The organism is Thermolongibacillus altinsuensis (assembly GCF_004341205.1).
GTDB classification, from domain to species: Bacteria; Bacillota; Bacilli; order Bacillales; family Anoxybacillaceae; genus Thermolongibacillus; species Thermolongibacillus altinsuensis.
Window position 1 is genome coordinate 20,321 of sequence record NZ_SLUL01000014.1, and the last position, 24,099, is coordinate 44,419.

General features: G+C 39.8%; 27 protein-coding genes and 1 riboswitch. Of the genes, 12 read left to right on the forward strand and 15 right to left on the reverse strand.

Translation table 11 applies throughout. The features are described 5' to 3' along the window. Nucleotides 1-10: 10 nt before the first annotated feature. Nucleotides 11-1,105, reverse strand: a complete 1,095-nt coding sequence (mutY, locus tag EDD69_RS11910; protein ID WP_132949173.1) for an A/G-specific adenine glycosylase — start codon at nucleotides 1,103-1,105, stop codon at nucleotides 11-13. Between the two features lie 92 nt (nucleotides 1,106-1,197). On the opposite strand from mutY, the gene EDD69_RS11915 reads away from it, so the two are divergent. Then, the gene (locus EDD69_RS11915; RefSeq protein ID WP_132949174.1) at nucleotides 1,198-2,175 is read left to right on the forward strand and encodes a metal-dependent hydrolase; all 978 of its coding nucleotides are present in this window, start codon (nucleotides 1,198-1,200) and stop codon (nucleotides 2,173-2,175) included. A 29-nt stretch (nucleotides 2,176-2,204) separates the two neighbouring features. On the opposite strand, the gene EDD69_RS11920 is transcribed toward EDD69_RS11915, so the two are convergent. After that, nucleotides 2,205-2,456, reverse strand: coding sequence for a YfhJ family protein (locus tag EDD69_RS11920; RefSeq protein WP_132949228.1), 252 nt, complete (start codon nucleotides 2,454-2,456; stop codon nucleotides 2,205-2,207). A gap of 106 nt (nucleotides 2,457-2,562) precedes the next feature. Between EDD69_RS11920 and EDD69_RS11925 the strand changes: the two genes are divergently transcribed. Further along, on the forward strand, nucleotides 2,563-2,730 hold the full coding sequence (locus EDD69_RS11925; protein ID WP_132949175.1) for a small, acid-soluble spore protein K: 168 nt from the start codon (nucleotides 2,563-2,565) through the stop codon (nucleotides 2,728-2,730). Nucleotide 2,731: 1 nt separating this feature from the next. Continuing rightward, complete coding sequence (locus EDD69_RS11930; RefSeq protein WP_132949176.1) at nucleotides 2,732-2,893, forward strand: YpzG family protein; 162 nt, start codon at nucleotides 2,732-2,734, stop codon at nucleotides 2,891-2,893. Between the two features lie 25 nt (nucleotides 2,894-2,918). Here EDD69_RS11930 and EDD69_RS11935 read toward each other — a convergent pair whose 3' ends face one another. Together EDD69_RS11935 and EDD69_RS11940 are read right to left on the reverse strand one after the other, a co-directional pair. Then, nucleotides 2,919-3,248: a YfhH family protein gene (locus EDD69_RS11935; RefSeq protein ID WP_207893284.1), complete on the reverse strand. Its 330-nt coding sequence runs from the start codon at nucleotides 3,246-3,248 to the stop codon at nucleotides 2,919-2,921. Nucleotides 3,249-3,304: 56 nt separating this feature from the next. Beyond that, nucleotides 3,305-4,954: an L-lactate permease gene (locus EDD69_RS11940; RefSeq protein WP_132949178.1), complete on the reverse strand. Its 1,650-nt coding sequence runs from the start codon at nucleotides 4,952-4,954 to the stop codon at nucleotides 3,305-3,307. Nucleotides 4,955-5,120: 166 nt separating this feature from the next. Here EDD69_RS11940 and EDD69_RS11945 point away from each other — a divergent pair, with 166 nt between their 5' ends. Continuing rightward, nucleotides 5,121-5,789: an SDR family NAD(P)-dependent oxidoreductase gene (locus EDD69_RS11945; protein WP_132949179.1), complete on the forward strand. Its 669-nt coding sequence runs from the start codon at nucleotides 5,121-5,123 to the stop codon at nucleotides 5,787-5,789. A 12-nt stretch (nucleotides 5,790-5,801) separates the two neighbouring features. On the opposite strand, the gene recX is transcribed toward EDD69_RS11945, so the two are convergent. Beyond that, nucleotides 5,802-6,608 carry a recombination regulator RecX gene (gene recX, locus EDD69_RS11950; protein ID WP_132949180.1) on the reverse strand — a complete coding sequence of 269 codons (807 nt, stop codon included), beginning with the start codon at nucleotides 6,606-6,608 and terminating at the stop codon, nucleotides 5,802-5,804. Between the two features lie 69 nt (nucleotides 6,609-6,677). On the opposite strand from recX, the gene EDD69_RS11955 reads away from it, so the two are divergent. From EDD69_RS11955 to EDD69_RS11985, 7 genes are all read left to right on the forward strand, one after another. Next, the gene (locus EDD69_RS11955; protein ID WP_132949181.1) at nucleotides 6,678-7,586 is read left to right on the forward strand and encodes a TIGR01777 family oxidoreductase; all 909 of its coding nucleotides are present in this window, start codon (nucleotides 6,678-6,680) and stop codon (nucleotides 7,584-7,586) included. 43 nt (nucleotides 7,587-7,629) lie between these two features. Continuing rightward, the gene (locus tag EDD69_RS11960; RefSeq protein WP_132949182.1) at nucleotides 7,630-8,757 is read left to right on the forward strand and encodes an amidohydrolase; all 1,128 of its coding nucleotides are present in this window, start codon (nucleotides 7,630-7,632) and stop codon (nucleotides 8,755-8,757) included. Nucleotides 8,758-9,008: 251 nt separating this feature from the next. Beyond that, nucleotides 9,009-9,566, forward strand: a complete 558-nt coding sequence (locus EDD69_RS11965) for a GNAT family N-acetyltransferase (RefSeq protein ID WP_132949183.1) — start codon at nucleotides 9,009-9,011, stop codon at nucleotides 9,564-9,566. Nucleotides 9,567-9,662: 96 nt separating this feature from the next. Continuing rightward, nucleotides 9,663-9,791, forward strand: coding sequence for a YfhE family protein (locus EDD69_RS11970; protein WP_132949184.1), 129 nt, complete (start codon nucleotides 9,663-9,665; stop codon nucleotides 9,789-9,791). Between the two features lie 72 nt (nucleotides 9,792-9,863). Next, complete coding sequence (locus tag EDD69_RS11975; RefSeq protein ID WP_132949185.1) at nucleotides 9,864-10,049, forward strand: YfhD family protein; 186 nt, start codon at nucleotides 9,864-9,866, stop codon at nucleotides 10,047-10,049. Nucleotides 10,050-10,194: 145 nt separating this feature from the next. After that, nucleotides 10,195-10,286: riboswitch (cyclic di-GMP riboswitch) on the forward strand. A gap of 133 nt (nucleotides 10,287-10,419) precedes the next feature. Further along, entirely contained in the window at nucleotides 10,420-11,157 is a 738-nt protein-coding gene (locus EDD69_RS11980) for an EAL domain-containing protein (protein WP_132949186.1), read from the forward strand. Between the two features lie 234 nt (nucleotides 11,158-11,391). Continuing rightward, on the forward strand, nucleotides 11,392-11,718 hold the full coding sequence (locus EDD69_RS11985; RefSeq protein WP_132949187.1) for an STAS domain-containing protein: 327 nt from the start codon (nucleotides 11,392-11,394) through the stop codon (nucleotides 11,716-11,718). Nucleotides 11,719-11,753: 35 nt separating this feature from the next. Here EDD69_RS11985 and EDD69_RS11990 read toward each other — a convergent pair whose 3' ends face one another. From EDD69_RS11990 to EDD69_RS12020, 7 genes are all read right to left on the reverse strand, one after another. Further along, the gene (locus tag EDD69_RS11990) at nucleotides 11,754-12,992 is read right to left on the reverse strand and encodes a methyl-accepting chemotaxis protein (RefSeq protein WP_243643112.1); all 1,239 of its coding nucleotides are present in this window, start codon (nucleotides 12,990-12,992) and stop codon (nucleotides 11,754-11,756) included. 232 nt (nucleotides 12,993-13,224) lie between these two features. After that, nucleotides 13,225-14,859: a LuxR C-terminal-related transcriptional regulator gene (locus tag EDD69_RS15715; protein ID WP_279388152.1), complete on the reverse strand. Its 1,635-nt coding sequence runs from the start codon at nucleotides 14,857-14,859 to the stop codon at nucleotides 13,225-13,227. Between the two features lie 346 nt (nucleotides 14,860-15,205). Then, the gene (gene rlmD, locus EDD69_RS12000; protein WP_132949188.1) at nucleotides 15,206-16,570 is read right to left on the reverse strand and encodes a 23S rRNA (uracil(1939)-C(5))-methyltransferase RlmD; all 1,365 of its coding nucleotides are present in this window, start codon (nucleotides 16,568-16,570) and stop codon (nucleotides 15,206-15,208) included. A gap of 3 nt (nucleotides 16,571-16,573) precedes the next feature. Then, complete coding sequence (locus EDD69_RS12005) at nucleotides 16,574-17,446, reverse strand: DNA-3-methyladenine glycosylase family protein (protein ID WP_132949189.1); 873 nt, start codon at nucleotides 17,444-17,446, stop codon at nucleotides 16,574-16,576. Nucleotides 17,447-17,512: 66 nt separating this feature from the next. Continuing rightward, complete coding sequence (pdaA, locus tag EDD69_RS12010) at nucleotides 17,513-18,289, reverse strand: delta-lactam-biosynthetic de-N-acetylase (RefSeq protein WP_243643115.1); 777 nt, start codon at nucleotides 18,287-18,289, stop codon at nucleotides 17,513-17,515. A 117-nt stretch (nucleotides 18,290-18,406) separates the two neighbouring features. After that, a complete protein-coding gene (locus EDD69_RS12015; protein ID WP_132949191.1) occupies nucleotides 18,407-19,939 on the reverse strand; it encodes a fumarate hydratase in 1,533 nt (510 codons plus the stop codon). A 114-nt stretch (nucleotides 19,940-20,053) separates the two neighbouring features. After that, a complete protein-coding gene (locus EDD69_RS12020; protein WP_132949192.1) occupies nucleotides 20,054-20,248 on the reverse strand; it encodes an SE1561 family protein in 195 nt (64 codons plus the stop codon). A 111-nt stretch (nucleotides 20,249-20,359) separates the two neighbouring features. Between EDD69_RS12020 and yfkAB the strand changes: the two genes are divergently transcribed. Further along, a complete protein-coding gene (yfkAB, locus tag EDD69_RS12025; protein ID WP_132949193.1) occupies nucleotides 20,360-21,487 on the forward strand; it encodes a radical SAM/CxCxxxxC motif protein YfkAB in 1,128 nt (375 codons plus the stop codon). Nucleotides 21,488-21,517: 30 nt separating this feature from the next. Here the strand turns inward: yfkAB and EDD69_RS12030 are convergent, their stop codons facing one another. From EDD69_RS12030 to cax, 3 genes are all read right to left on the reverse strand, one after another. After that, nucleotides 21,518-22,294, reverse strand: coding sequence for a YfkD famly protein (locus EDD69_RS12030; protein WP_132949194.1), 777 nt, complete (start codon nucleotides 22,292-22,294; stop codon nucleotides 21,518-21,520). A 96-nt stretch (nucleotides 22,295-22,390) separates the two neighbouring features. Continuing rightward, the gene (locus tag EDD69_RS12035) at nucleotides 22,391-22,993 is read right to left on the reverse strand and encodes a YczE/YyaS/YitT family protein (protein ID WP_132949195.1); all 603 of its coding nucleotides are present in this window, start codon (nucleotides 22,991-22,993) and stop codon (nucleotides 22,391-22,393) included. Nucleotides 22,994-23,026: 33 nt separating this feature from the next. Further along, complete coding sequence (gene cax / locus EDD69_RS12040; RefSeq protein ID WP_132949196.1) at nucleotides 23,027-24,079, reverse strand: calcium/proton exchanger; 1,053 nt, start codon at nucleotides 24,077-24,079, stop codon at nucleotides 23,027-23,029. Nucleotides 24,080-24,099 lie beyond the last annotated feature (20 nt).

Consider the following 24,099-nt stretch of genomic DNA (forward strand, 5'->3'; position numbering starts at 1 on the left):
TAACTCACCTTTATTCATTGTATGCTTTCCAAATACGTTGATGGGAAACTGGAAATGCATATGTTTCTAATTGTTCTGGCGTTACCCATTTGCTTGTTTCACTTTCGCTTGTTTGTCCAATCGCTTCTCCTCGATAAGCGGTGATATGCCAAATTAAGTGAGAAAATACATGCTCAAATTCACCAATAGGCTCTAACGATTGCACAACAACGTTATGCTCACGGCTGATCCATTCAGCAAATGCTTGTGCTTCTTCTATTTGTAAAGGAAGCTCATCATTTGGAAACTCCCACAAATTTGCCAGCAGCCCTTCACTTGGGCGTTTGCGAATGAGGATTCTTCCCTCCTCATTTTTTAATACAACTGCCCGAAGATATACTTTTTTCGTTGCTTTTGTTTTTGTTTTTACTGGCAATTCTTTCTCTACCCCTTCATGAAAGGCACGGCAATGCGCTTGAACAGGGCACAGCAAACAAAGCGGATTCATCGGGACGCAAATGAGAGCGCCAAGTTCCATCAATGCTTGATTAAAATAAGACGGATTTTCGCGTGAAATAATATGGCGGACAATCTCTTCAAATTGTTTGCGCGTACTTACTTTGGCGATATCATCCCAAATTAAAAAAATTCGAGACAATACACGCATCACATTTCCATCTACCGCCGGTTCAGGAATTCCGTATGCAATGCTTAAAACGGCACCCGTTGTGTAAGGTCCGACCCCTTTTAATTTGGAAAATTGCTCTTTTGATCGCGGAACTTCGCCGTCATACTTTTCTTTTACCTCTTTCACCGCTGCATGCAAATTACGGACACGCGAATAATAACCGAGCCCTTCCCAAGCTTTTAATACTTCTTCTTCATCTGCTTCTGCTAACGCTTCTAAAGTTGGAAACTTTTCCATAAATTTATGAAAGTAAGGAATCACTGTATCGACTCTCGTCTGTTGCAGCATGACTTCTGATACCCATATTTTGTACGGATCACGATCTTTTCTCCAAGGCAAATCGCGCTGTTCTTTCGTGAACCAATCGATTAAATCGTTTTGAAATTGTTCAATATGAAAACCATCCAATATTTGTTGCAAATTTTTTTTCACGATCATTCCTCCAAAGTGGTAAACTTAAAATAAGTTCATTTCAGTTATAGGTAATCTTCTTTGATTTTTCAATTCATCGATATGAAGGAGGCTTTTTTTTGGATACAGGCACACACTTTTTAATGGGAATCGCATTAGGGGGACTTGCGACATTAGATCCAACCGTCGCCAATAACCCTGCGCTCGCAGAAGCGGTACTCTTAGGAACGTTAGTCGGCTCGCAAACCCCCGATTTAGATACCATTTTAAAATTAAAAAATAACGCTAAATATATTCGCAATCACCGGGGAATTACCCATTCGATCCCCGCTGTATTCATATGGACGTTGCTGATTAGCACCATTCTTTTTTACGTTTATCACGTCTCATTTTTCCATTTATTGCTTTGGACGTTCATCGCTGTTAGCCTTCATGTTTTGGTTGACATTTTTAATGCTTACGGAACGCAAGCGCTCAGGCCGTTTTCAAAAAAATGGATCGCCCTCGGCATCATTAATACATTTGATCCATTTATTTTCATTGCGCATCTCATCGGCATTGCGCTATGGTTGAACGGGGCCCATCTAGGCTATACGTTTTTAGCGATTTATGCGTTGCTTGTTGGTTACTATATTTTCCGCTTTCAACAACAACAAACGATTAAAACAAAGCTTCGAAATATGTTTGAAAACGTTGAACAAATCATCACAGTTCCTACAATGAAATGGAATGAGTGGCATCTAGCTGTTTCGACAGCCACTCACTTTTATGTTGCACGCGCAAAAAATGGAGAGATCCGGATATTAGATATATTTGAAAAATGCCCGATTCCCAACATTCCTGTCATCGAAGCTGCCAAAAAAGATGAGAACTTAGCAGCATTTCTCTCTTTTTCGCCTGTTTACCGCTGGGAAGTCAATGAATACTCCGATCATTACGAAGTGCGTTTTACCGATTTGCGCTATCGAAGCAAAGGTTATTATCCATTTGTGGCGGTCGTTCAACTCGACCTTGATTTAAATATCGTTAGTTCTTACACGGGTTGGATTTTCAGCGAAAAAAAACTGCGCAAAAAGTTGGAGCTCATTCCAAGCTAAAAGCTGTCTCGCTTCAAACTGAGACAGCTTTATTGATTAAGCAAATGTTTATATTTTGGATTGGTTGCTACAAATTCGTGCAAGCGCGGACCATAATTCTCAATCCATTGTCGAACCACTTTTTCTGTTAACTCTTTTCCTTTATAAGACCACCCGGCTCGGGCATAAGTCGTTTCAAAATCTTCCCATAGCAATTCCACCCATGTTCGTGCTTGAGCGTAAGTAAGTCGATCATTTTTTTCAAGCAATTCATTTGTCAAACGCTCAAAATATTCATTCATATCCATTTGCTTTCACCACCTAGCATTCATATTTTTGATCATCTTCATCCATACTATCCATACGTGCTCGCTTATCGTGCACGATGGAACAAAGGGGGACAGGGCGATGAGCAATAAGGAACGAAACTTCCCAAATCAAAACAATAACAAATTGGAAGGCGAACCGCGTGCTAAGGCGGAATATGCATCCAAGCGCGCAAACGGAACGATTAACACCCATCCTCAAGAGCGAATGCACGCATCCACTCAACGAAGCGATATCGAGGGGGAGTAAAATGGGAAAACATTCGAAAAAGAAATTTTATGACAATCTTTATTCTAACCCATTTCAGCAGCCTTGGGCCAATCCAAAACACGCTCATTCTCAAGTAAATGGAGAGACTCAACAAACACAACATGCGATCGTTCTCGAATATGACGTCCGAAAGCGTTCGTAATCAAAATAAACAGGGCTGACCTTTTTCAATTTAGGTCAGCCTTTTTCTTTAACATCGAAATCGGCAATGCCACTTCCTTATCAGGTTCATCTAGTCGGTATCCCCAAGCAAATACGCCATTTACATATTGAACTTTAAATAACGAACGAGGAGCGCCATCAATTTCATAAAATTCGCCAGGCTGAAAATCATTCGGATCTAGTAAATAAGCTTTTGCCATCGCAATTTTACGTTCATACACCGCATATTCATTAATCATCCCCATTTGTTCCGCTTTTCGCGCTTTTTCTGTTAGCGCGGCAATTTCTTGTTTTAACTCCCACTCTGTCATCTCGCTGTACCGTTTTGGCTGCATTTCCCCCACTCCACTTTGTACCAATTTCTCTAATTATATCGTAGCATAAATTTACATTAAAATACATAGATCAAAAGCATGCTAAATAGTCCCGTCATGAGAACATAATAAAGCATTGGGCCGAGCGTCATGCGAATGATGGTTCCTTCTTTCCCAGCAAGGCCAACAACGGAAGCTGCTGCAACGACATTTAATACACATACCATGTTTCCTGCATTTGCCCCTAACATTTGTCCAGCTAAGACAAGATGGTGTGGAACGTTGATTTGATCTGCCACGCTAAACTGGAATAATGAGAACATCATATTGCTAAAGGTTGCACTGCCAGAGATAAATGATCCAAGCGAACCGATTAACGGTGCAACCATCGGCCATCCGGCACCAACAGCACTAGCCACCATCGATGCCAACTCAAGCGGCATACTAGCAAGACCGGCTTCATTTATTCCTGAGTTAATAAAAATGCGCACCATCGGTACAGCGGTTCCTAAAGCAATTGCACTGCCGACTAGCGTTTGAGCTGATTCTTTAAATGTAGCAACGACTTCTTCCCGTTTCATTCGATGCATGAAAATAGTAATAAGAATCACAACAAGGAAAATAGTCCCCGGTAAATATAACGGTTCAATCGATGTACTAATGTTCGTTCCTAAAATATGGTTAAATTCCAATTTTACTGAACGTAACCATGCTTTTAAAGGAAGGTTTTGCAATCTTGTTAATACTAGAATGATCGCCACAAAAATGTATGGCATCCAAGCTAAGAAAAGAGGCATATTTTTTTCGATTTTTGTTTCAACAACCGTTTCTGCTTGTTCATTTTTCTTAAAATCCCATGGCTCTTTTGGCAAAAGAAATCCTTTTTTCGCAGCTGGAACGACGATCGCTAACCCAATTAGTCCTCCGATCATCGATGGAAATTCAGGTCCAAGAAACGTAGCAACAATAAATGCTGGAACAGTAAAGCTCAATCCCGCAAATAATGCAAATTTCCAAATTTGCAATCCTTCTTTCCACGAGCGATTTTCACCAAAAAAACGCGTCAAAATTAAAACGAGTATGAGCGGGATCAGCGTACCAAGAATTAAATCAAACGAAACTGCTTGTTTGGCGAGCGTTTGCAAAAAGCTAGACAAGTCGTTCGTTCCGATCACTTGTTGTACTTGGGCTGCAACAGAATGACCTTCCCGCAATCCTTGATCGACGCCAACAATAATCGGTGTACCAACCGCTCCAAAAGAAACAGGGCTGCTATCTGCCACTAGCGCAACAACAACTGCCGCAAGCGGCGGGAAACCTAAAGCGACTAAGAGCGGTGCCCCAATCGCTGCTGGCGTACCAAATCCAGCCGCACCTTCAATAAACGCACCAAATAGCCATGCAATAATAATGACTTGAACGCGGCGATCTTTTGTAATGCCTAAAAAGCCGCTTCGAATGGCATTCATTGCTCCGCTTTTCGTCAATGTATTCAGTAGAAGAATCGCGCCAAAAATGATCCATAAAATCGAGATGGCAACAATGAATCCCTCAACGGTCGCCGCTGCTACTTGAATAGCTGGCATCTTCCAAACAAGAAGAGACAGCACAACGGTGATTATCAAGCTAATCGGCATGGCTTTTGCCGCTGGCAAACGCAACAAAACAAGAAAAATAAAAACAGCTAATACAGGTGTAGAGGCTGTTAGCAATTGCAATAAGTTCATATCGTTCCCCTTTCCATCATGTAATATAATGACATTAGACGTTAGACATTATATCACATGATTGTTCATGCTTTCACAATTATATTTGGTTACTTCATGAAACTTGCCTACCTTCATCCTTTTCCATAATAATTGAAATGTATAACTAAATAAGGAGATGAAATAAATGGAAACCATCGTGATTACAGGAGCAGGAACAGGGTTAGGAAAGGAATTAGCGCTTTTATATGCGGAACAAGGCCATAAACTGATTTTGATCGGCAGACGAAAAGAGCCGCTGATCGACGTTCAAACGAAAATTCAGGCCATGAATGGCGAAGCATACATTTATCCGCTCGATATTACTTGTTACGAAGATGTACATAACAAGGTTCAAACTATCTTAAACGAACATCAAGTAACGATGCTCGTTAACAATGCAGGAGTCGGTCATTTCGGACCGCTTGAAGAAATGACAGAGCAACAAATTCACGAAGTGATCGACACAAACGTCAAAGGAACGATTTATGTAACAAAAGCATTTCTTCCTTATTTCAAAACATTGCCAAAAGCTAAAATTATGAACATCATTTCCACCGCGGGACTGCGCGGAAAAGTAAACGAGTCCGTTTATGTCGCTAGTAAGTTCGCCGTTCGTGGATTTACTGAAAGTCTTATAAAAGAATTAGAACAAACGAATATTTCGGTCACAGCCGTTTACATGGGCGGAATGGATACACCGTTCTGGGAAGGATCGAATCACATCAAAGATCGCTCGCGTTTACGCTCACCGAAAGAGGTCGCCAAAACCATCATCGCTGAAGATCGCGGCCAAGCTGAAATCATCATTCAGTAGGAGAACTTTCTCCTACTGTTCTTCTTTTATTTTTTGTAAAAATTCTTCAATCATCTCCATGGAAAATCCTTTGCGATAAAGCGCCTGCTTCATTTTTTGTTCGTATGTATAACCTTCATATTTTTCATAACGTCGATGCGCTTTTTGACCGTAATATTGCAATGCTTCCCATTCACTTTGCTCATCTTGCTGAATTTCTTTGCTCACCTCGTCAATGACCTCTTGTGTAAATCCTTTCATTTTTAAGGTTTGTACAACATGCATTTTTTGTTCCTTTTCAGAACGTTTTTTAGATTGTTTCCTTACTTTTTCGATCCATTTTTTTGCTTTTTCGATTTGTTCCGAAATCAGGTATTGCGTGATGGCTTCCTCGATGATTTCTTGTTCCACCCCTTTTTCAAGTAATTCTTTATAAATAAGCTGCGGTCCCTTCCACGTTGTCTTTTTTTGTGTTTGTACATACGCGATCGCAAATTGTTGATCGTCAACATATCGATTTTGCCGCAATGTATGCAGCACTTTTTCAATGACGTCATGCGGTACATTTTTTTTATGTAAAAAATCGCGCACTTCCTTCTCTGATCGCATTCGATAAGAAAGGAAACGAAGAGACATTTGATACGCTTGTTTAATCAAATCTTCATATAACATTTGATTTAATTGTTCTTCTGAAATCTCTTTTCCTTTTTTCAACTGAAACTGAATGAGCACGTCTTGATCAACAGTGAACATATATTCTTTCCCATCTCCACGATCCACATAAATGCGAAAACGTTCATGATTATTTTTTTCGACTGCTATTTTTGTAATCAATATCATTGAATCAACACACCTTTTCTTTCTTTTTTTGTAAAAACAAAGCATAATGGTAAAAAAGGAGGGATCAATATGAATATCGCCATCGCCGGCGGAACCGGTTTTGTCGGAAAAGCATTAACTGAGTATTTTAGACAAAAAGGCCATCATATTTATATACTAACGCGAAAAACAACCAAAATAAAAAACGAAACAAACATTCATTATGTTCAATGGTTAACGAATGATGCACAACCATATCGCCAGCTCCCCCCTATTGATGCCATCATCAACCTGGCAGGCGAATCGATTAATAGCGGCAGATGGAATGAAGCACGAAAACAAAGCATTATAAAAAGTCGCCTCTCCGCAACAAAAGCCGTTTACGACCTCATTGCCAACATGAAACAAAAACCAAACGTACTCATTCAAGCAAGCGCCATCGGCATTTACGGTACATCACTTCATGAGACATTTACAGAAAAAAGTTCGACAACCGGTCGCGATTTTCTTGCACAAACCGTTCAACGTTGGGAACAAGAAGCACAAAAAATCGAGACGTTAGGGGTTCGTACCGTGTTGATGCGCTTTGGCATCATTTTAGGAAAAGATGAAGGAGCTTTGCCGCGCATCCTATTGCCGTATAAATGGTTCATCGGGGGAACGATTGGTTCAGGGAAGCAATGGATGTCATGGGTGCATATTCATGACGTTGTTCGATCCATCGAATTTGCGATGATGAATGAATCGTTGATAGGCCCCGTCAATGTAACCGCGCCTCAACCAACAACAATGAAACAATTTGGTCAAACGGTTGCCCATATATTAAAACGGCCACATTGGATTCCAGTCCCTTCCTTCGCTTTAAAGCTTTTACTTGGTGAAATGAGCATGCTCGTACTAGAAGGACAAAAAGTCTTTCCAGAAAAATTAATGAGCGCCGGCTTCTCTTTTTCGTTTCCTACTCTTGAAGAAGCGTTAAAGAACATATTACAATCGTGAAGAATATTACTAAATGACTTTAAGAGAAGCAAGGGAGTTTAAAATGGGGAAAATTCTATTTAAAAATGCGATCATTTATCCAATTACATCACCGCCGCTAAACGGGGCTGATTTGCTTGTCGAAGATGGAAAGATAAAAGCAATCGGATTTGATTTTGTTGCTGATGAACAAACGGACGTCATCGATGTTTCAGGAAAGTACCTTTTTCCTGGCTTTATTGATGTGCACACCCATCTCGGCTTATACGATGAAGGAACAGGATGGGCAGGAAACGATGCAAACGAGACGATTGAAACGATGACACCTCATGTCCGTGCGATCGACAGCGTCTATCCGCTTGATCCGGGCTTTCGGGATGCAATTGAACACGGCATTACAACGGTGCACATTATGCCCGGAAGTGCCAATGTGATCGGCGGAACAACCGCCGTTATTAAAACACACGGGAAAAACATTTCCAAAATGATCATTAAAGAAACCGCCGGACTGAAAATCGCGCTTGGCGAAAATCCGAAACGCATTCATAGCCACGGAAACAAAGAATCAATGACACGCATGGGAATTATGGGGATGTTGCGTGAGACGTTTTATAACGCAAAGTACTGTGATTGTCCACACGATTTGCGCACCATTCCGATCATTCAAGCATTAAATCGGGAAATTCCCGTGCGCATCCACGCTCACCGCGCCGATGATATTCTTTCTGCCATTCGTTTTGCTGAAGAATTTGATCTTGATTTACGCATTGAACATTGTACAGAAGGACATCTCATCGCTGACGAGTTAAAAGAACGTCCGTTGCAAGTTTCCGTCGGTCCAACCTTAACAAGACGCTCAAAGGTGGAGTTGAAAAACAAAAGTTGGAAAACATATCAAATCCTCTCAGATGCCGGCTTGGAAGTATCCATTACAACCGATCACCCGTATACACCGATCCAATATTTAAACATTTGTGCCGCAATTGCGGTTCGTGAAGGATTAGATGAACAAAAAGCATTAGAAGGCATTACGATATTACCTGCTCGTAATTTAGGTGTCGATCATTTAGTGGGGAGCTTAGAAGAAGGAAAGGATGCGGATATCGTTGTTTGGAACCATCATCCATTCCACTATTTAGCGATGCCTTTGTTAACCATGATCAATGGTGAAATCGTATACAAAAAAAATTAACAAAAAAACTATTTATTTTTCACAAAAACTCAAGTATGATATAGAAGGTTGTGTCAAAAAACGAAAATATACGTTCACAATTAGATATCGATGCGAAAGTAAGGGAAGGCAAATGGTGCGCCACCAGCATAACTGCTGGTTCTAGTGGGTTCGATTCCCACCCCGAAATTTTTTGATTTGCATAAATTGAAAAATTTCGAGGGTGGCTCGATCCCATAGGTCGACTGCCCTCGATGGAGGAGGGCGATATTATGCTAAAAAAACGTGAATTACAAGATTGCCAAGCGTTATACGAGCTAATGGTGCACCCGGACGTCTTCCCTTTCGTGCGCCAGAAAGCTTATTCATACGAAGAATTTTTATTCATTACAAAACAAACGATTGAAGCAGAAGAACGCGGCGAACTCATTTCGCGCACCATTTTAGATGAATGGGGCAATCCGATTGGAACGATTAATTTATTCGATATTCAAGATGGAGCAGGCTTTTTAGGCACTTGGCTAGGAAAACCGTATCATGGCAAAGGATACAACCAACTAGCAAAAGATGCCTTCTTTAAAGAACTCTTCTACGAATTATCCATCGAAACGATCTTCATGCGCATTCGCAAAGTAAACGTCCGCTCCATTAAAGCCGCTGAAAAATTACCTTACGTCACATTTGCTAATGAAACACGAAAAAGTTTGTTAGACGAAATCAATCAAGGGGAAGACATTTATAACCTATATGAGATTTCGAAGGACAATTACACGCTATACATGATGCGCCAATTGAAAGAAGAAGAGGAACAAAAATTAAAAGAAGCATAAACCTGTTCGAACATCGAACAGGTTTTTTGTTTGGATAAATTTTTCCTTTTTCGTCCATAATGTAAACGTCTACCATAAACAAAGCGAGGGATGAATATGACTGAAAAAAAGAAGAAAGATAAAACGAAAAGCACGTTATCAAGCGCTCAAGAAGTCATGTACGCGCGCGACTTCAAACGAGCCGATCAGGCAGGCGGCTTTACCGCTAAAAAAGCAAGACATTAACAACATTCACCATTCATCATTTCGTTGTTCCGTTGCATGCTAAAAGTGAAACCAGCTAAAGGAGGCAACAACATGGGACGTTCACGCGGTCAAAAAGCGCGCGATAAAAACAAATCAACATTACCGCAAGTGCCAAAAAATATGAAATCGGACGGGTATGACGTCGAATTTTCTGCTGAATTCGCCGATCATGAAGATTTAGAAGCACAAGCGCGCGCCGAAGCATCCGGCATTCGCCAAAGCAAAAAACGGAAATAACCCATGACATGACGCCAACACATTTTGTTGGCGTCATGATTTTAGGTTTAATAAAAAAATAAGAATACAGTGCTATTTCATTCTATCTGTGGATTGTAATATGATACAAATGACGACAATATTAAACAAGATAGATAAAAATTTCATATCGAATCGGCAAACTACTCGAAAGGGTAGGACGCAAAACTAAAGGGGCTAAATCTATTTTCAAAATAGACATGCCAGCCAGTTGCCCTTCCATGAGGAAGGTTACATGTAAAGTGCGACAAGCACTTTTCGTGTCAATGGCTTCTGAACAGCCCTCTTTAGGAGGGCTATTTTTAATTGAACATAAGAAAAGAACGGTATATTCAAAGGAGAGAAATTACATATGACATTAGATGAAATACAAGAGATTATAACGAAAAATTTATTTACAAATGTATTTCAGCCAATCTATCATCTGCCTAGCAAGCAAATTGTCGGCTACGAAAGTTTACTTCGCTGTTCCCTTGTGAAAAGCCCTGATTTACTTTTTAACTACGCTCAACAACAAGGATGTATACATGAGTTGGATATGGCTTCTATTTCCAACTCTTTCAAAAGTTTTTATGAATACTATAAAACCGTAAACTCAAGTGAATTATTTTTATCAGTAAATGTGTACCCTTCTACCATTGCCGTGCCATTCTTCCCACAATTTTTGGAAAAGTTAGTTAAAAAATTTTCCCTTTCTAATCAACAAATCGTGCTAGAAATCAATGAATCAGAGACGCTAAAAGATTTAAAACAATTTATAAAAAATATCATTATTCTGAAAGAAAAAGGATTTATCATCGCATTAGATGATTTTGGGCGCGGAAAACATTCGCTGTATACTTTGCTAGAAGTGGAGCCACATATAATCAAATTGGATCAATATCTTGCAAAAGATTTATCAAAAAACCTTAAAAAACAGAAAATCCTGTCTTACTTCTTAGATTATTTTAATGACGGCGAAAATATCATCATATTAGAAGGAATTGAAACAGAAGAAGATATGATATGTGCGAAAAATTTAGGAATTGGCTATGCTCAAGGATATTATTTAGCTAAGCCTCATATGTTATCGATTTCAGTTTGTATATAGATTCAAGTTGAGTTTCCGACACATCACATCATGAATAGAAGACCGCTTTTCTGCCATAGGCGGCAAGATTTTTCTAGAGGGACATGAACCACTTTTGATCATTTCATTTTAGATTGAAAGAAGTGGTTCATGTCTTTTTTATTTACTTTTGTAAAATTGTGTAAGATAATTTTCTTAAACAAGCTATACTACAAAAACATTAAGTGTAAATAAAAATGGGCAGGGGATGAATAAATGGGGCTATTTAAAATTTTATATCTTAAGGAGGATATTACGTTAAAAAATGCTCATGAATTAAAGCGAAAAATAACAAGATTAGTAAACGGAAACAGCACATATATTATTTTGAACATGGAAAAAGTAGGTTATATCAATGGGTTAGGTTTAGAAATTATTATTCAAAGCAGCATCATAGCAAGGAAGAAAAATAAAGAAATCGTGATTACGAATATAGGAAGTTCATTGAGAGAATCTTTTCATACGACCAAACTTTCAACTTTTATAAAATGGTTTGACTCAGACAGAGAAGCAATCGCATACTGTCAACAAAACAATAGCTAAAACAGTCCACTACTTACTTTAAGTAGTGGGCTCCATCATGAAGATGACGTTTTAAATGTACCGATTAGCGCTTCAAGCTCTTCAGCAAGAGTTTGTAGATTAGAAGAGGATTTATTTAACAATCTTGACGCGCTTACTTGTTCCTCAATAACGACGTTTGCCTCTTGGCTAGAAGCAGAAATTTGTTGAGCTGCGCTGGAAATCATTTCAACCGTTTGGCTTATAATTTGAGTTGCTTCAGACTGTTGTTCAACAGCAGCAGCAATGTTAGATGAGTTTTTATCAATTTCTTCTGAGCTTGTCATAATAGCAGAAAGAGCCTCTTTTGCTCGGTTCACCAATTCTTTACTCATTGCTACTTGTTCTTTTAATTGGTTAATCACATCGACAGCTTCTTGAGTTTCTGCATTATTTTTATTTATAATTTCACCAATATTTTGTGCAGCATTCGCGCTTTCTTCAGCCAATTTTCTCACTTCATCTGCTACGATCGCAAATCCTCGACCGTATTCCCCAGCTCTTGCGGCTTCAATTGCAGCATTTAAAGCTAACAGATTCGTTTGATCGGCCATATGGGTAATCAATGTGATTATTTCTGTAATTTGCTTCGAGCTATCTTCTAATTTTCGAATCACTTGTTCGAGATCATTTGACTTATGTTCCAATAATGTTAATTGTTCCGCTACATGATTAACAGCATCTACACCGTTTTGCGAAGTTTGAATGGCCATCGTTGCTACCGCGCTCGCCTGCTGAGCAGATGCAGAAATTTCTTCAATGGAAGAAGTAATCTCTTCTATGGTTGATTGAAGTTCCTCGATATTGGCACTTTGCTTTTCAGTAGAAGAGGCGGTTTGTTCAAATGTATTCGCTAATAACTCGATCGCCTTTTCTGATGTAGCTGTAGCTTTAGATAAATCTGTCGCTGCTTCTGTTAAATTTCTTGAACCGTGTTTAATTTTGATGACTAGATTACGTAAACTTTCGGTCATTCCATTAATCGTCAGCGCTAAATTTTTAATTTCCCCAATCGCTTGAACATCTACCTCTTGAGTCAAATCTCCGTTTAAAACAGCCTGGGAACATCGAATGAGCTCGTGGAGAGGAGAAATAAAAATAAATCTAAACAAAATAAAACCGACAACAATCATGACCATTTCCAAAGCGAAAGCCATCACATAACTCTTAACAATTAAATAAATGAGCAGTGGGATAAAACTAATGAATAAAAATGTGGATAGTATGATTGCATCAAGTACATAATTTCGTTGCATGATAGCTCCCTCCCTCTACTCCATGCTTCGAAAATGGCCCAAGTGTGCTTAACGTAGATGATTATATAAGAAATAAAATATAAACATATCACCTTCTATTCCTATTCTCCGCAAAAGTCACTTGAATGATTTAAATGGTACAATAGTTATTTTTTACTACATTTTCATTATAACAAAATAAGTCAAAAGTATGAAATTTTTGACTCATTCTCTCCTTACACCCCAACAATTATCAATCTTTATTGCGACTATTCTCATAATTGAGCTTATATACCATCGCAATGAGCTGTGAGCGATCTGTTACACCTAGTTTATGGAAAATATTCGAGATATGATTTTTAACGGTATGGACACTAATAAATAAATGATCAGCAATTTCGCGGTTGCTGCGCCCTTGTATTAACTGTTTTAATACTTCCTTCTCTCTTTTAGTTAAACATTCAAGCAATTCTTTAGGCTCTTTTTCATAAGATAACACAAGTTCTTTATGATCCCCTTCGACTAACTTTCTTAGTCTTTCTTGGCTAAAGTTGAGCAAAGTCGTGATATATACTTCCGCTTCCTTTAAATCTTCTTCCTTCTCTACATGAACAGCTAACGCACCGTTTATTTCTTCAGATAGCAAGAAGAACGCTTCGATCATGAACCCAAATGGTGTTTTATTTAATTTTAAAAAAGAACTTTGTTTCCCCTCCAAGCAACGCTTTTCTAAATGGTTTATATATTCATCTAGCTGCTCTTGAGAAATTAAATGATTCTTTATATAATGATGCCGATTTCCAATAACAATCGTTACCAGTTTACTTGATACAAGATATTGCGCTAAATCTCCTATCATGTGCAGCAATTCGTCAACATCATTAGCCATATTGATCACTTTACTCATATCATTTAAATTAGAAAGCCGCATTAAATGCCGATCCAACAAAGCTAGCGTCTTCTCATATTGCAGATGAATAGTCATTACACTTGCAATCATTTGAACTGTTTTTTCAGCTTGAAAGGTGGTAAAACGTTTTGCACGAAAACTGCCGCCAAATAAAATCCCAACCAATTCGTCATCAATGATTAATGGATAGGCTAAAAAAAACGAAGGTTTTGATTTTTGTTTAAAGATAGATGATACAAATAAGTGAGATTCTGCATTTTCTATCACAAGCGGTTGCTTATTTTCAGATAAAAATTTAACAATGGGGTCATCGCTATATAATAAAAGTTGGCGTAATGGCTTCACTTCTTCACCGATCGCATGCTTCATTAAAAATTTATCAGGGCTAATCCGCTCAGCATACGCTACAAATTCAATCGATGGGTCTATTTTTTGAAACAGCCTTAAATGGTTTTCGACTCCCAATTTCTTTTTCGAAAACGATTGAATCATACTATTTAATAATTGAATGCGATGATGATATTCTTGTTTTTCTCTTTGTGATTGAACAAGTTGCGTACATATCTTCGCCATTTTTTCTATACATTCGATCTTCTCTTGCATCTGTTCTAATGAAACTACTTTCGCTAGATGCAGAGGATACGAATGTTGCTGTTCTTTTCGGAAGAACTCGATCCATGACTTCGTTCCTTCTTCTATAAACACCCCTGCCCAAATGAATAAGGTTGCTTCATCTTGAACGATCACAGGAGTAATTAAAGATTTAACACCAATCACATCCGTATCGACCCACATGGCCCGACGCAACCGACCGAAATTTTTTGAAAAACGAAAAGTAGATAATATCGACTCTGTCAAATCATTCATTCTCGACACTCTTGTAACAGGAGTAAACGATTGATCCAAAATAACAACCGTAGCGTTTAATAAGGACGCATATGCTTCTTGAACGCTTTGCAATAACTTTTTTAACTCCACTTACGTTCACTCGCTTTACCATGATATTCAATCGATGATCGATATCCCCTCCCAATAATTTATATATACTTAAAAATCAATCATTTCAAACGCGATTCTTTTAATATTTGTATCTACAGATCGTGAGCATATTAACACCTCTTTATAGCGTTTTATAAATTAGTAATGCAAAATCCGTGCCAAGCTAATGAACCTCTCCCACTTACACGTTGTTTAGAGGTGGGAGACTTCTCGGTGAACATGTTAAAATAAATTTTTGACATGAAAAAAGGAGAAAAGGCTTGAAGGATAAGGACTTTCCCTGTTCCCTCGAACCTTTTCCCCGCTCAATCGCAAGAGTTTATTTTTATTTCACCTTCAACATCAGCTGCGTAACACTTTCAACATGCGCCGTATGCGGGAACATGTCTACAGGTTGAATAGAGTGTACGTCATAGTGTTTCGCTAACACATCCACATCTTTCGCTAATGTTGATGGATTGCATGAGACGTAGATGATTTTTTTCGGTTTTACTTTCAGAATGGTTTCGAGCAATTTCCGATCGCAGCCTGTGCGCGGCGGATCGACAATGATGACGTCTGGCTTCCATCCTTCCTTTACCCAAGCAGGAAGCCATTTTTCTGCTTTGCCGACGACGTACATGGTGTTCGTAAAGCCGTGTTTGGCTGCGTTTTTCTTCGCATCTTCAATCGCTTCGGGAATGATATCCATGCCGCGTACTTCTTTTGCCTCTTTCGCTAACCATAACCCGATCGAGCCTACACCGCAATATGCATCAACGATTTTTTCGTTTCCTGTTAAGGCGGCTGCTTTTTTTACTTCGTCATACAATTTGACCGTTTGAACCGGATTTAGCTGGAAAAAGGCGCGAGCCGATAATTCGAATGAAAGGTCGCCTAATACTTCTTGAATATACTCTTCTCCTTCAAGCAAAAAGGTTTCCTCTCCAAAAATAAGCGATGTTTTTTGGCCGTTAATGTTTTGCACAATCGATTTCACTTCAGGCAAACGCCTTTTCATTTCCGAAATAAACAGCTCCTTGCGCGGAATCTCTTTTGTCGCTGTCACAAGCACCACTTGCAAGTCGCCTGTTTGGAAACCGACGCGCACAACAATCGTTCGCACAATCCCTGTTCGCTTTCGCTCATTGTAAATTGGAATTCGTAAGTCTTGTAAAATCATCTTGATCGTATTCGTTGCGCGAATCGTTTTTTCATGTTGAATGAAGCAGTGGCTAATATCGACCAAACGATGCGAATTTAAACTATACAATCCCGCGATTACTTTTTCTTTTTCTTTTCCCACTTGAAATTGGCTTTTATTTCGATAATGCCAAGGATTGTCCATGCCAATCGTTTTGCGGATTTTGCTTTCTTCTAGCGGCTGATGAAAATGCCGTTCAAATGCTTGAATGACAATATCTCGTTTCGCTTCAAGCTGAGCTTCATAATCAAGATGTTGCAGTTGGCATCCGCCGCACTGCTCATAAACAGGGCAACGCGGTTGAATGCGATGCGGCGATTTTTTTCTAATTTTTTTCACGCGCGCTTCTGCATAATTTTTTTCTACTTTTGTCGCTTCCACGACTACCTCTTCCCCTGGAAGAGCTCCGGGAACAAAAACAACTTGTTTCTTAAAATATCCAACCCCTTCGCCATTAATGCCGATTCGTTTGATCGTTAACAGGAATTGTTGTCCTACTTGTATCATGGATCATTCTCCTTCTATACTTCTCCATAAATAAAAAGTGGCATAGCTTAAATACGGCTTCCATCGTTCGCTCATTGCATCCATTTGTTCCATCGTTGGTTTCTTTTCTAACGCCAAAAGACGTTGCATCGCTTTTTGCAAGCCAAGGTCCGCTTTCGGGAAAATATTTGGTCTCCCAAGCCCGAACAATAGAAAATTTTGGACCGTCCATGGACCGACGCCGCGAATCGGAAGAAGCCGTTTCATGATTTCTTCATCGGACTGTGAAGCCAGTTCATTTAAATCGAGCATTCCTTCTGCAACCATCTTGGATAGATCAATGATATATTCTGCTTTCTTTGCGCTAAATTGCAAGGCGCGTACATCGTCATAATGCAAGGAGGCGACGGTCTCCGGCTGCGGATAAAACCATACACCATCCTTCTCCATGCCAAACTGCTTCACGAACCGTTCTGTCAGCCGATAAGCAAACGTCATATTGACTTGCTGGTGAATGATGCATTTCAGCAAGCAAAAATATAAATCGACATCTAACATAAGCGGCATTCCTTCAAAGCGGATAAAAAGGTCGCGCAGTTCGGTTTGTAAAAAATGTTCTTGAATCGGTTTGAGCGGCACGTTCCACTGAAAAATCGTTGCGATTCGTTCAATGATTTCATCTTTGAATTTCGCTTGGTCAGCCGAAACAAGAAAACACGGCTCCTGTCGCGAACCGATCGATTGAACAGAAACAACGACAGGTTCGCGCTCAATGTACATCGGCACGCGAATCCATTGTTCGTTCAAATCCATGCAGACGAGCGGTTGCTGACCCAATTTTTGCAAGACAAGGGAAAAATCATAAGGCGGTTGAACCTGTATTTTTTCTTGCCACATCCACTTTCGATCCTTTCCGCAAAAATTATAATATCATACACGTTGAAAGCCCTTTGAATCGTTTGTTCAAAGGGCGAATAACCAAGGATGAAACATTGCTTTCTCTACCATTAAATCATCTAAGCTCTTAAATGTATACCCTTGCTTTTGTAAATCGTCAATCACCTTTTCTAACGCATCGGCATTATCTTTCGAAACGGTATGCAGCAAAAGAATCGCTCCCGGATGAATTTGCTTCATAATATTTTCGTAAGCATATTGCCAGCCTTTTTGTTGATGAACGTTCCAATCAACAAAGGCAAGCGACCAAAACACATGATAATAGCCTAATTCTTTCGCTATTCGCATCGTCCTTTCATCAAAAATGCCGCGCGGCGGACGAAGGTAATTCATGTTCCGTTGACCGGTTAACAGTTCTGTTTTTTTGCGAACCATTTCTAACTCACGGCGCAACTTCTCATCACTGACTGTTGTTAAATCTGGGTGATGCCAAGAGTGGTTTCCGACGATATGCCCTTCTTTTACCATTCTTTTCACTAAATGCGGAGCCGATTGCAAATAATGACCCGTTACAAAAAACGTAGCAGGGACGTTCTTTTCTTTTAAAATATTTAAAATCTTCTCGGTATAGCCGTTTTCATATCCGTTATCAAATGTTAAATAAATTTCTTTTTTCGTGGTGTTGCCGAGATAAAAAGCATCGTACTTCGCAAGCAATTCATCCAATTCTTTCCCTGCCGAAGGGGGCATATGATTTTCGCTTCGTTTAAATCCCCACGATAATGCATACGTTTCATGACTGCACACAAATGTAAACAAAAAAATAACGATGCTATAGACCATTTTTCTCATGACGAAACCCTCCATTCATCCATGCATTAGTTATAGGTTTTTCTTTCTTTCATTTTTTATGACAAAAAAGACCGTCTAGCCAAAAGCTAAACGGTCTTTCGTTTTTCATTATTTAAACACAGGGTCTTTAAATTGCGCTAATTTTTCAAGCGATGATTTTTCAACATCCTCATGAAGGCTGTTTCCGTGCGAATCCATCGTCACGACAGCCGTAAAGTTTTCAACCCGCAAATGCCACATCGCTTCAGGAATACCGAATTCTAAAAAGTCGACGCCTTCGACGGATTTGATACAGTCCGCATAATATTGTGCCGCACCGCCAATCGCATTTAAGTACACGCCACCATGTTCTTTTAATGCCGCCAGCGTTTTCGCGCCCATGCCGCCTTTTCCGATCACGGCACGAATACCAAATTTTTTCATAATTTCGCCTTGATAAGGTTCCTCGCGAATGCTTGTCGTCGGTCCCGCCGCTTTCACTTGCCAGTTTCCATTTTCATCTTTTAGCATCACTGGACCGCAATGGTAAATAATTTGTCCGTTTAAATCGACTGGCGAATCATGGTCCATTAAATATTTATGAATCGCATCGCGTCCTGTATAAATCATGCCGTTAATGCGAACGACATCACCGACTTTGAGCTGGCGAATTTGTTCTTCGGTAATCGGTGCTTCTAACACGACTTCACGCACTTCTTTTGTGTTTGTTTCATACTGTTCGTCATGACCAAAATCGACATCGTCGCCATCTTGATAAAGCCACTCTTGAATCTCTCCAGTTGCTGGATCGATGATGACACCAAGGCGGCGGAATGCCCAACAGTTATAAGCAACCGATACGAAGAAACTCGCTGGAATGCGATGCATCACACCGATTTTACAGCCAAGAAGCGTTGTCTCTCCGCCGAATCCCATCGTACCAATGCCAAGCTTGTTCGCAGCTTCCATAATATATTCTTCCAGTTGTCGCAACTGCTCGTTCGGGTTGACATCATCGACAGGACGGAATAGTTGCTCCTTCGCTAAATCGTAACCTGAAGAGCGATCACCGCCAATGCCCACGCCGATAAATCCAGCGCTGCATCCTTGGCCTTGCGCTTGATACACCGCATGTAAAATGCATTTGCGAATGCCATCTAAATCGCGGCCAGCTCGTCCTAACCCTTCTAATTCGCAAGGAAGGCTATATTGAATGTTTTTATTTTCACAGCCGCCTCCTTTTAAAATAAGGCGAACATCAATATAGTCTTTCTCCCATTGCTCAAATTTAATGACAGGAATGCCGATTCCAAGATTATCTCCGCTATTTTCGCCCGTTAGTGAATCAACAGAGTTCGGACGCAGTTTCCCATCTTTTGTCGCTTGAGCAATCGCCTGGTTAATCGCTTTTTTCATTTCGATTTGATTGACGCCGACCGGAACTTTAATTTTAAATGTCGGAAGGCCCGTGTCTTGGCAAATAGGCGAAATGTTTTCATCCGCCATTTGAATATTTTTCACAATCGTTGCTAATGACATGGCCGCACGCGTTCCTGCATTTTCTTTCATTCTTGCTCGCGCGATCGCCCGACGCACATCTTTTGGCAGCTTCGTTGATGTTTCCACAATGAGCTTGTACATACTTTCTTGAAACTTTTCCACGGTAAACTCCCCTTCCCCTTTGTTTAAGATATGTATCAATATTTAGAATACTCCACTATTCATTATATCCCTTTTTATATGAAAAGGCATTCATTTGCAAATAAAAAAGCCGCCTTAGCGACTTTTTTCCCAATCTTTTTTGAAGCGTTCATACTTCATTTGTAAATCATCAAGCACGCGAATGAGGCGATCGATATCTTCTAAATCGGCCGTTTCCGGATCAAGCGCATCGATCACTTCAAGAAACATATTTAACCGATTTTTCAAATATTCTAATTGTAGACCTTGATCATAAACTGCGTTGCCCAAAAAAATCCCTCCTTCCTCACCATCGTACATGAAGCCATCATCATTGACAACAACAAACAGTGTTTTACATAATTAACGTTAGTCTAAAATTAAAAATAAAGGAGTTTCGAGATGGAAACTTTATCATTTCAACCGATTACCCCTTCATATGATCCGTGGGAAGCTTATTTAGATGTTAAGCAGTATGGAAAACTTGAGCTTACGAATATCGAATTTACAACGACAACCCTCTGTAACATGCGTTGTGAACATTGTGCAGTTGGCTATACATTGCAAACGAAAGATCCAGAAGCGCTGCCGCTTGATTTGCTTATTCGCCGGCTAGAAGAAATCCCAAATTTACGTTCGTTAAGCATTACGGGCGGCGAGCCGATGCTTTCGTTAAAGTCCGTCGAACAATATGTTGTTCCTTTGTTAAAGTATGCGCATGAACGAGGAGTTCGTACGCAAATCAACTCGAATTTGACATTGGATCTGGAACGATATGAAAAAATTATTCCTTATTTAGATGTATTGCACATTTCACATAACTGGGGAACGATTGAAGACTTCGTTGAAGCCGGCTTTGCGATGATGGAACGCAAGCCATCGATCGCACAAAGGGAGAAGTATTTTGAACGAATGATTGAAAATGCGCGTGCCATTGCGGATATGGGTGTCATCGTTTCGGCGGAAACGATGATCAATAAACGAACATTGCCGCATTTAGAAAAAATTCATCGCCAAATTGTGGATGAGATGCACTGTAAACGTCACGAAGTTCATCCGATGTATCCGAGCGATTTCGCAAGTTCGCTTGAAACATTAACATTAGATGAATTGCGCCAAGCAATTCACCATTTGTTGGATGTGCGCGATGGAAATGTTTGGATGTTGTTCGGCACGCTTCCATTTTATCCATGCAGCGATAATGAAGAAGATTTAGCTTTATTGAAACGGTTGTATAATAGTAAAAACGTGACGGTTCGCAACGACCCAGATGGCCGTTCTCGCTTAAACGTCAATATTTTCACAGGCGATATTATTGTCACCGACTTCGGTGATGAACCGTCGCTCGGAAATATTCAAACAGATTCGCTTCTTACCGCATATGAACGATGGATGAATTCACCTCTGGCTAAAACATTAAATTGCCATTGCCCTTCTGCACAATGCTTAGGGCCGAACGTGCTCGTAAAAAATCGTTATTATCCAAATGTTGATTTTACGAAACGGAAAGCGAAAATAAGCCGCTCATAAAAAACGTCAAGGTAAAAACCTTGACGTTTTTTATCTTGGAATATCACTGGAAACGAATGAGAACGAGAGGCGGTCTTGTACCGGAATCCAGGCTCCAATTCCTTGAGAAGTGACATTTTTAACGAGAACGCTTTTTTTGTTTCCTTTTAATACAATATACACTTCTCCGTACGTTACTTTTCCTTTTTCGTTGACAGCAGGAGCGTATGCATATAAATATCCTAACTTTCTCGCATGAACGTTATACATTTGCTCCTTTTTTGTTCCTGCACCGATAAATGTGCTAAAGGAAAGCGGCAAATTTGTTTTGCTCATCGCTGTCAACAACATCATTTTTTTGACTGCTTCTTCATTCGGAACGCTTGCCGTTAATCCGCCTCGAACATGTTTTTGCATCTCCTGTTTATACATGAGGCGCACCGGCGCTTTTCCGCCGCGATTGTCATAGAAATTTGTATTCACTTTTTGATATTCCCAATTGGTCGTCGTTTCTGTTGACTCGTAATTGAGCGGCCATTGTCCCAAATAAATCGTTGCTTTATACCCAATCGCAAACGGTGTACTTGAAATAGATGATTCATTTAATAGACGAATTAATTCTGGATTTTTGATTTTGACATTAGCGGAAGCAAGCAATTCTTTCGCAAGTTCGCTCGGTTGCAAATAAGGGAGATTTTGCGTTGGGTTTGGGTACGTATTTTCTTTCGAAATATCAACAACAGAACTAGGAAGTTTCACATTTGCTTCACTAACACATGGATGGAGAAGAAAAACACTAAATAAACTGATCATAATCCATTTTTTCATCCACGAAACCCCTCTCTTTAAACTTCGTTCAACGTTTATTTTTTTCAAAATGTCATGATTTATCCTTTGACAATAAAAAAAACCGCTAGCCAACTGCTAGCGGTACTGCAAACGCCGAAAAATCGTTTGACATTTTGGATAGAAAAACTGAATGAGCGGTCCAATGAGAAACGTAATAATCACGGTTCCAATCCCGATCGGGCCGTTAAAGAAAAACGCTAAAATGAGAGCCAATAATTCAGCTAACGTTTTAGCAGCTTGAATGCTCACATTTAACTTCTGATGTAAAACCATCATAAATTGATCAATGGGATTGAGCGGAAACTGTGTTTGGAGATATAGCGCTACGCCAATCGAAATAACGATCAACCCAAAAATAAGAATGCCAAAACGAAAAAATAAACCAGACGGTGCCCAATGTTTAAAAACCAATTCAAGCCAAAAGTCAACAAATGTCCCAATTAAAACAATTGTCAACAACGCGAAAATTTCTGGAAATTTTTTTAACAACACCGCATTAAGAATAATGAGAACAATCCCAACGATCATAACCCACGTTCCGACTGTAAAACCGACTGTTTTCGCTAACCCAACGTTCAGCGCATCCCATGCTCCTGCGCCAAGATCGGCTTTAATCGTTAATACAACACCGAATGAAAGGATCAATAAGCCGATTACGTAAAAAAGAAAACGATACATAAGAGCCTCCTAGAAGTATGGTGTTTAAGAAGATCACAAAAGATAAAAACCAATTCCCATAATGATATAAGCGCCGAGCAGTGTTGCCCCTTCAAACCAGTTTGTATCTCCATCATTTGAAAGAACGATCGTTAATAAGACAGCCGTAGCCATCGCAATCAATTCAGGCAGCGTAAAAACAAGCGCCATTTTCGTCGGGAAAAACAAAGAAAAAAGGACAAGAACAGGAGCGACAAACATCGCAATTTGCAATGTCGAACCGATTGCGATTTCCACCGCAACGTTCATTTTGTTTTTATAGGCCATAATAATCGCCGAAGCATGCTCTGCGGCATTTCCAACAATCGCAACGATGATCACGCCGATAAACAATTCGCTCCAACCAAATGATTCCGCGACTACTTCGAACGTATGAACTAAGCTTTCAGAAACATACGCAACAGCTGCAGTCGCAAGAGCTAAAATGAGCATCGCTTTTCCTTTTGACCATTCAGGTTCTTCATGTTCCTCAAATTCGTCATCTTTATGCTGATAGACCCCGCGATGCGTCACCAACTTGAAATAAAGGGCCGCTAAATAGAGGGCAATCATGATGATCGAAATTCCAACGCTTAATGATAATGTTTTTGTTTCATCCATCGTCATTGAAAACACTTCAGGGATGACAAACGCAACCAATACCGCAAACGTCAACAAACCAGAATTATGACGCGCATCATACACATTAAATGATTGCCGTTTATATTTTAAGCCGCCTACGAAAAACGATAAGCCTGCGACAAGCAATAAGTTTCCAAGCACAGAACCGGTCAACGAAGCAAGAACAACCCCGACTAATCCTGCCTTTAACGCAAAAATGGAAATAATGAGCTCCACTGCATTCCCAAATGTCGCATTCAACAATCCGCCAATGCGCGGTCCTGCCACAATGGCTAAACTTTCTGTCGCTCTACCCATATAGCTTGCTAAAGCGATAATGGTTAAACAGTATACAACGAACATCATCGCCGCTGGCCAGTGCAACAAGCTGCCAACGACAGACAGCGGAACGCCAATCGCTACCATAAGAAAAAATAGTTTATTCATCACATCTTCTCCTTTTTTAA

Coding starts and splice junctions, on each gene's coding strand:
- mutY (WP_132949173.1), bottom strand. CDS start 1,105: ATGATCGTGAAAAAAAATTTGCAACAAATATTGGATGGTTTTCATATT.
- EDD69_RS11920 (WP_132949228.1), bottom strand. CDS start 2,456: ATGAATGAATATTTTGAGCGTTTGACAAATGAATTGCTTGAAAAAAAT.
- EDD69_RS11925 (WP_132949175.1), top strand. CDS start 2,563: ATGAGCAATAAGGAACGAAACTTCCCAAATCAAAACAATAACAAATTG.
- EDD69_RS11930 (WP_132949176.1), top strand. CDS start 2,732: ATGGGAAAACATTCGAAAAAGAAATTTTATGACAATCTTTATTCTAAC.
- EDD69_RS11935 (WP_207893284.1), bottom strand. CDS start 3,248: ATGCAGCCAAAACGGTACAGCGAGATGACAGAGTGGGAGTTAAAACAA.
- EDD69_RS11940 (WP_132949178.1), bottom strand. CDS start 4,954: ATGAACTTATTGCAATTGCTAACAGCCTCTACACCTGTATTAGCTGTT.
- EDD69_RS11945 (WP_132949179.1), top strand. CDS start 5,121: ATGGAAACCATCGTGATTACAGGAGCAGGAACAGGGTTAGGAAAGGAA.
- recX (WP_132949180.1), bottom strand. CDS start 6,608: ATGATATTGATTACAAAAATAGCAGTCGAAAAAAATAATCATGAACGT.
- EDD69_RS11955 (WP_132949181.1), top strand. CDS start 6,678: ATGAATATCGCCATCGCCGGCGGAACCGGTTTTGTCGGAAAAGCATTA.
- EDD69_RS11960 (WP_132949182.1), top strand. CDS start 7,630: ATGGGGAAAATTCTATTTAAAAATGCGATCATTTATCCAATTACATCA.
- EDD69_RS11965 (WP_132949183.1), top strand. CDS start 9,009: ATGCTAAAAAAACGTGAATTACAAGATTGCCAAGCGTTATACGAGCTA.
- EDD69_RS11970 (WP_132949184.1), top strand. CDS start 9,663: ATGACTGAAAAAAAGAAGAAAGATAAAACGAAAAGCACGTTATCAAGC.
- EDD69_RS11975 (WP_132949185.1), top strand. CDS start 9,864: ATGGGACGTTCACGCGGTCAAAAAGCGCGCGATAAAAACAAATCAACA.
- EDD69_RS11980 (WP_132949186.1), top strand. CDS start 10,420: ATGACATTAGATGAAATACAAGAGATTATAACGAAAAATTTATTTACA.
- EDD69_RS11985 (WP_132949187.1), top strand. CDS start 11,392: ATGGGGCTATTTAAAATTTTATATCTTAAGGAGGATATTACGTTAAAA.
- EDD69_RS11990 (WP_243643112.1), bottom strand. CDS start 12,992: ATGCAACGAAATTATGTACTTGATGCAATCATACTATCCACATTTTTA.
- rlmD (WP_132949188.1), bottom strand. CDS start 16,570: ATGATACAAGTAGGACAACAATTCCTGTTAACGATCAAACGAATCGGC.
- EDD69_RS12005 (WP_132949189.1), bottom strand. CDS start 17,446: ATGTGGCAAGAAAAAATACAGGTTCAACCGCCTTATGATTTTTCCCTT.
- pdaA (WP_243643115.1), bottom strand. CDS start 18,289: ATGGTCTATAGCATCGTTATTTTTTTGTTTACATTTGTGTGCAGTCAT.
- yfkAB (WP_132949193.1), top strand. CDS start 20,360: ATGGAAACTTTATCATTTCAACCGATTACCCCTTCATATGATCCGTGG.
- EDD69_RS12030 (WP_132949194.1), bottom strand. CDS start 22,294: ATGAAAAAATGGATTATGATCAGTTTATTTAGTGTTTTTCTTCTCCAT.
- EDD69_RS12035 (WP_132949195.1), bottom strand. CDS start 22,993: ATGTATCGTTTTCTTTTTTACGTAATCGGCTTATTGATCCTTTCATTC.
- cax (WP_132949196.1), bottom strand. CDS start 24,079: ATGAATAAACTATTTTTTCTTATGGTAGCGATTGGCGTTCCGCTGTCT.